At 50.7% G+C, this 448-nt stretch carries 4 tRNA genes; all 4 read left to right on the forward strand.

Annotation, left to right across the window (positions count from 1 at the left end):
• Window positions 1-42: 42 nt before the first annotated feature.
• The 4 genes from HMPREF2576_RS09440 (at window position 43) to HMPREF2576_RS09455 (ending at window position 407) form a co-directional block, all read left to right on the forward strand.
• Window positions 43-116: transfer RNA gene (locus HMPREF2576_RS09440), tRNA-Pro, on the forward strand.
• Window positions 117-132: 16 nt separating this feature from the next.
• Window positions 133-208 (forward strand) — tRNA-Ala (locus HMPREF2576_RS09445).
• Window positions 209-232: 24 nt separating this feature from the next.
• Window positions 233-306: transfer RNA gene (locus HMPREF2576_RS09450), tRNA-Met, on the forward strand.
• A gap of 27 nt (window positions 307-333) precedes the next feature.
• Window positions 334-407 (forward strand) — tRNA-Ile (locus HMPREF2576_RS09455).
• The last annotated feature ends 41 nt before the right edge of the window (window positions 408-448 follow it).

Consider the following 448-nt stretch of genomic DNA (forward strand, 5'->3'; position numbering starts at 1 on the left):
AAGAGGTTATGGGTTCGACTCCTATCGGGCGCGCTTATTTTACGGGAAGTAGCTCAGCTTGGTAGAGCACTTGGTTTGGGACCAAGGGGTCGTAGGTTCGAATCCTGTCTTCCCGATAGTAAAATAAATTTTGGGGGCTTAGCTCAGCTGGGAGAGCGCCTGCTTTGCACGCAGGAGGTCAGCGGTTCGATCCCGCTAGTCTCCACCAATATTAATTTACAAACTACATAACGGCGGTGTAGCTCAGCTGGCTAGAGCGTACGGTTCATACCCGTGAGGTCGGGGGTTCGATCCCCTCCACCGCCACTACTATTAGTTGTATAATTATATTCAGGACCTTTAGCTCAGTTGGTTAGAGCTAACGGCTCATAACCGTTCGGTCGCAGGTTCGAGTCCTGCAAGGTCCATATAATTTTGGAGGAATACCCAAGTCCGGCTGAAGGGATCG

The sequence above is a fragment of the Staphylococcus sp. HMSC063F05 genome, assembly GCF_001837075.1.
Classification (GTDB): domain Bacteria; phylum Bacillota; class Bacilli; order Staphylococcales; family Staphylococcaceae; genus Staphylococcus; species Staphylococcus epidermidis.